This window comes from Mesotoga sp. HF07.pep.5.2.highcov, assembly GCF_003666285.1.
Taxonomy (GTDB): domain Bacteria; phylum Thermotogota; class Thermotogae; order Petrotogales; family Kosmotogaceae; genus Mesotoga; species Mesotoga prima.
The window spans coordinates 1-4,674 of sequence record NZ_JFHJ01000711.1 but is presented as its reverse complement, the minus strand read 5'-3'; the positions used below and the strand labels follow the sequence as shown (position 1 = coordinate 4,674).

The following is a 4,674-nucleotide window of genomic DNA, read 5'->3' as shown; positions in this document are numbered from 1 at the left end:
GTGTGGCGAAATCTCGGATTCTATGTGCTTGTAATTCTGGCGGCGATTCTGGATATTTCACCCGAACTGATAGAAGCCGCCTATATCGACGGAGCGAACAACTGGAGGATAACCTGGAGAATCATATTCCCGCTGGCATTCTCCACATTCAGGACGCTAGCAATTCTCCTCTTCATCTGGAGTTTCAATATATTCGACATGGTATATGCTCTGGAAGGCGTTCAAGCCGGTCCCTACAGATCTACAGACGTTCTCGGAACGCTTTTCTACAGAACGGCCTTCGGTGGACTTGGTAGCGGAGCCGTTGATATGGGGCTGGGGGCTTCGGTAACGGTCTTCATTTTTGCCATAGTCATGCCCGTCTCTATATTGTATGTCTTCATAGTCGAGAAGAGACAAAGGAGTTCATGAGTCATGCTGAAGCTTAGCCTTTTCGGTAAAATCGTAGTCTACTTCCTTTTGGTAGTTTACTGTTTGATCATTCTGGTTCCGTTTTTCATTATGATAATGAACTCTCTCAAATCAATGAGAGAGATCTATTTGCAACCATTTTCATTCCCGTCGAAAGTCCTCTTCGAAAACTATTCGAAGGCATGGCAACAGGCCGGAATAGGAACGGGTTACAAGAACAGTTTGATCGTTGCCGGGGTATCCGTCATCGGTATTGTAATTGTCTCTTCGATGTTCGCCTACGCGATTTCGAAGTACACTTTCAAAGGAAGAAGATTCCTCTTTATTTACTCTATGCTGGGTCTGGCTTTTCCGGCGAGACTCGCGATTATCCCGATATTCATACTGATGCGAAACTTCGATCTGACGAACTCGCTACTGGGACTGATAATAATCTACACTTCAATCAACATCCCGTTCTCCGTCTTCCTTCTGAAGAATTTTATTGACGGAGTCCCTAACGAGCTTTCAGAAGCTGCAAGAATCGACGGTGCCTCTCCGATGCAAATTTACTGGAGAATAATTCTTCCTCTGGTCAAGCCTGCCCTGTCGATAGTCTCGATCGTCAGCTTCGTCAACGTATGGAACGACTTCTTCTTCCCGCTCATCTTCATCACGGATAGATCGAAGGCGACAATCACTCTGGCAGTTTCGATCTTCTTCGGGGAGTATGTGAACCAGTGGCATCTTTTGTTCTCGGGACTTACGCTGGCCGTCGCTCCAACGATAATACTCTTCCTGTTGTTCTCCAGGCAGTTCATAACGGGCATGACACAAGGAGCAATAAAGTGAGGTGCTGGGTATGAAAGTTAAGCTTGGTATAGACTGTCTCTTGGAGAGCGACATACTGAAGAAGAAACGGATCGGGTTGCTGACGAATTCGAGCGGCGTAAACGGAGATCTGAAAATCAACGTCGATCTCATGCTGAACGGGGGATTCAAAATCGTGAAACTTTTCGGACCCGAGCACGGTATCTCGGGAGCCGCAGCCGATGGAGTGAGCGTCGATAACGCGGTGGATCCAAAGTACGGTATACCGATTTACTCGCTCTTCGGAGATGTGATAAGACCGACGGAGGAGATGCTTTCCGGAATCGATGTCTTCGTTTACGATATTCAGGACGTAGGTCTTAGATTCTATACTTATCTCTACTCCCTCGTCTATTCAATGGAGGAGTGCGCTAAAAGGGGGATAGAGGTAGTCGTCCTCGATAGACCAGATCCGCTTTCATGCAAGATCGTGGGTCCCACAATAAAGAAGAGGCTTGACAGCATTGTCGGCGGGTACGGCCTGGCTCTGAGATATGGCATGACCGTCGGAGAGGTGGCAAAGTACTTCAACAAGGTCTTCGATATTGGCGCCGATCTTACAGTAGTTCCGATGGAGAATTACGAGAAGTATATGTACTATGATGAGACCGGTCATCTCTGGAGCACACCTTCCCCGAATATTCCCTCGCTCGAGCACGCAATACTCTACTCGGGCTTCTGCCTCTTCGAGGGCACGAACCTGTCTATGGGGCGCGGTACAGTTCATCCCTTCAAATACATAGGAGCGCCATGGATCGACTCGGCACCGCTCTATAAGGAACTTAAAGAGCACGATCATCCCGGTGTTGCCTTCAGAGAGAGGAGTTTCATTCCGGGAGCATTCAAGCTTCAAGACCAGCCCTGTAACGGCCTCGAGTTCTACGTTACTGATAGAAACGCAATCAAACCCCTGGAACTTGCCCTAGATATTATCGCCACTCTCATGAAGCTTTGGCCGGAAGAATTCGACTGGGATGTTCATTATCACGGAACCAGCATCCCACTGAACAAGAAGTGGGACGGCAGGTACCATTTCGACCTGATTATGGGCGACGAGCAGTATAGAGAAAGGCTCCTGGAAGGAGCCACGGCCGCCGAACTTTCCGGGTTGTGGAAAGACGAGCAGAGAGAGTTCGAGAATCTAGTAAGAGAGTTCAGGATCTATTGAGCTTCTCGAATGCCTGCTCGGCAAGGATCTCATCGACATTGCCCGTGAAGAGCGTTGTCCTGTGATTGTTTATCATCTCTGAATACTTGTTGTTATAGTAGGCCGAGGCAAAGGAACCCCCAAATGTATGGATGGTTTCTACCTCGCCTGTTTTTTCCAGGACATTGAGTGTTCTCTTTGCGAGTATCTCTATTCCTTCGTCAGCGATTCTTCTTGCAAGCCCGATGGGGTTTTCAAGCGCCACTCTGCTGAAGGACGCTATCTCTGTCTTCATGTCGGGCATGAGGGTGAGGTTTACGAGCTCTTCAATAGTACTCATTTCGAAGAACTCGACCAATTTGTCGAAGATGGGGTCGTGAGGAATCAGGCCGTCCCTATACTTCAGAGAGGCAGTGATCAATTCCTTAGAAATCCAGTAGGCGCTTCCCTCGTCGTCGAATATATGGCCCCAGCCGCCGGACTTGACGGCCTTTCCTTCCCGGTCATGGCCGTAGACTGTCGATCCCGTACCCGAAACGACCACGACACCTCTAGCCTCTCCGACGGCGGCTCTGTACAGACCTTCTATATCCATGATAACTTCAATCTCAATATTGCCGAAAACAGAATCCAGCGCCTGTCTCAGCTTTTCTTCGCGAGTCTTGTCTCCAGCGCCGGAGAAGGCCGCGACTATGTAATCGGGAATTCCAACGTCGTCTCGAACCAACGAGAAGATCGATACTAAATTCGCGCTACTGACAGCCGTAATATTGACTCCGGTGCCATAGTTCCTCCTGAACCTGGCCTCGCTGGATATGCAAGTGACTCTAAGATTCGTCCCGCCTCCATCCATCGCTATTATCTTTCTGCTCATTCTACTCTCCTCACAACTTTAAGTCTGTAACGGTCGCCTCTGTATACGGATCTCACCACTTCAACACAGATGTTCTTGTCGGTAAATGTCTGTCTCTCGCGTCTTATTCCATAGCTGTTCTCGTTGACCTTGAGGTGCTTCGCCTCTTCTTTCGTCAGTCTGCAGACCTCGATGTTCTCCAACGCGTGATCGAGAACCAGTGAAAGCTCGTTCTTCAGGATATTATAAAGCGATGCCTCGCTCATATCTCTGTTCACGATGTTGAGAATCCTGATATCTGCGAGCGGGTTCAGGTAAGCCCTTTCAATTCCGTAGGGCTCGTCGTTGAGATATCTTACCCTTTCCAGCAACACAACCATCGCGCCATCGGGAATTCCGAAGAGCTTTGCGATCTCTTCCGGCGGAACCATCAACCCATCGCTCAGGACAACGGATCTTGCCCTCTGCTTGTCTCGGGCGGCCTCCTCGGTGAACCCTGTAAGAGAGCTTATGCTCTCCTCTCGCTTCTCGTCGACAATAAATGTTCCCCGGCCTTTGGCAGACTCGATAACCGACTCTCTTTTAAGCTCGTCCAAAGCCCTTCGAAGCGTCAGCCTGCTCACGTTGAATTCATTGCAGAGCTCCTTTTCGGTCGGAAGTCTCTTCGAATAGACTCCCTTTCCTATCCGTCGTTTAAGTTCTTTATATATCCGGTAGTAGACCGGAGCTCCCGCTTCTATCAACTCACCCCTCCAAGTTCTTTGAGAGCCGAACGCACATGACCCCTGTTGCGTTTGAGAGATTCCTCACACTTTTCCTTTCCGAGACCGGTAAGGGCCATGAGAATCGCAAGAGGTACCTCTCTGCCTGAGGCTTCCAGTATCTTCTCCGATTCTTCGTAAGAGAGATCGCTGATCTCCGAGACTATTCTGGTTGCCCTATCCACCAGTTTGCGATTGAGGATCTTCACCCCTATCATGTAGTTTCCGAAGACTCTGCCGACCTTGACCATCGTGACAGTGCTGATCATGTTCAAGACCATCTTCTGAGCCGTTCCTGCCTTCAACCTTGTGCTGCCGGTAATCACTTCGGGGCCGGTCCTGACGGCTATCGTAACATCGGCAAGCTCGGTGAGTCGGGGAGTCCCGACGTTGCATATCAAGATGGTTCTGGCTCCCTGCTTTCTCGCGTACTTCAGTATTCCTTCCACATAAGGTGTCCGTCCCGAAGCCGAGATCCCCACTACCGCGTCCTTTTCAGTTATATCTACCTTTTTTGCTTCTTCTTCGCCTAACTCGATGCTGTCCTCGGCTTGTTCGACTGCATTTGCGAGGGCTTCCTGGCCCCCGGCTATCATGGTTACAAACAGGTCTTTCGAAACGCCAAAAGTGGGAACGACCTCCGCAGCATCAAG

General features: G+C 49.6%; 6 protein-coding genes. 3 read left to right on the top strand and 3 right to left on the bottom strand.

What is annotated here, in order from left to right:
• The 3 genes from BG32_RS15160 to BG32_RS15150 all read left to right on the top strand — a co-directional run.
• On the top strand, positions 1 to 411 hold a 411-nt coding region (locus tag BG32_RS15160), incomplete at its 5' end, for a carbohydrate ABC transporter permease (protein ID WP_147435108.1).
• A 3-nt stretch (positions 412 to 414) separates the two neighbouring features.
• A complete protein-coding gene (locus BG32_RS15155; protein ID WP_006489409.1) occupies positions 415 to 1,242 on the top strand; it encodes a carbohydrate ABC transporter permease in 828 nt (275 codons plus the stop codon).
• Between the two features lie 10 nt (positions 1,243 to 1,252).
• Positions 1,253 to 2,428 (top strand): exo-beta-N-acetylmuramidase NamZ domain-containing protein, encoded by a 1,176-nt coding sequence (locus tag BG32_RS15150; protein WP_121527083.1) that lies wholly within the window; start codon positions 1,253 to 1,255, stop codon positions 2,426 to 2,428.
• On the opposite strand, the gene BG32_RS15145 is transcribed toward BG32_RS15150, so the two are convergent.
• The 3 genes from BG32_RS15145 to BG32_RS15135 all read right to left on the bottom strand — a co-directional run.
• On the bottom strand, positions 2,415 to 3,281 hold the full coding sequence (locus tag BG32_RS15145) for a BadF/BadG/BcrA/BcrD ATPase family protein (protein ID WP_121527082.1): 867 nt from the start codon (positions 3,279 to 3,281) through the stop codon (positions 2,415 to 2,417). The two genes, BG32_RS15150 and BG32_RS15145, sit on opposite strands and share 14 nt — an antisense overlap.
• On the bottom strand, positions 3,278 to 4,003 hold the full coding sequence (locus tag BG32_RS15140) for a GntR family transcriptional regulator (RefSeq protein WP_121527081.1): 726 nt from the start codon (positions 4,001 to 4,003) through the stop codon (positions 3,278 to 3,280). The genes BG32_RS15145 and BG32_RS15140 overlap by 4 nt, the downstream gene beginning before the upstream one ends.
• Positions 4,000 to 4,674: N-acetylmuramic acid 6-phosphate etherase (locus BG32_RS15135; RefSeq protein ID WP_147435106.1), on the bottom strand; the 675-nt coding region annotated here is incomplete at its 5' end. The genes BG32_RS15135 and BG32_RS15140, both read right to left, overlap by 4 nt.

Excerpts from the sequence above, each read along its gene's own strand:
- BG32_RS15155 (WP_006489409.1), top strand. The coding sequence starts at position 415 with ATGCTGAAGCTTAGCCTTTTCGGTAAAATCGTAGTCTACTTCCTTTTG.
- BG32_RS15150 (WP_121527083.1), top strand. The coding sequence starts at position 1,253 with ATGAAAGTTAAGCTTGGTATAGACTGTCTCTTGGAGAGCGACATACTG.
- BG32_RS15145 (WP_121527082.1), bottom strand. The coding sequence starts at position 3,281 with ATGAGCAGAAAGATAATAGCGATGGATGGAGGCGGGACGAATCTTAGA.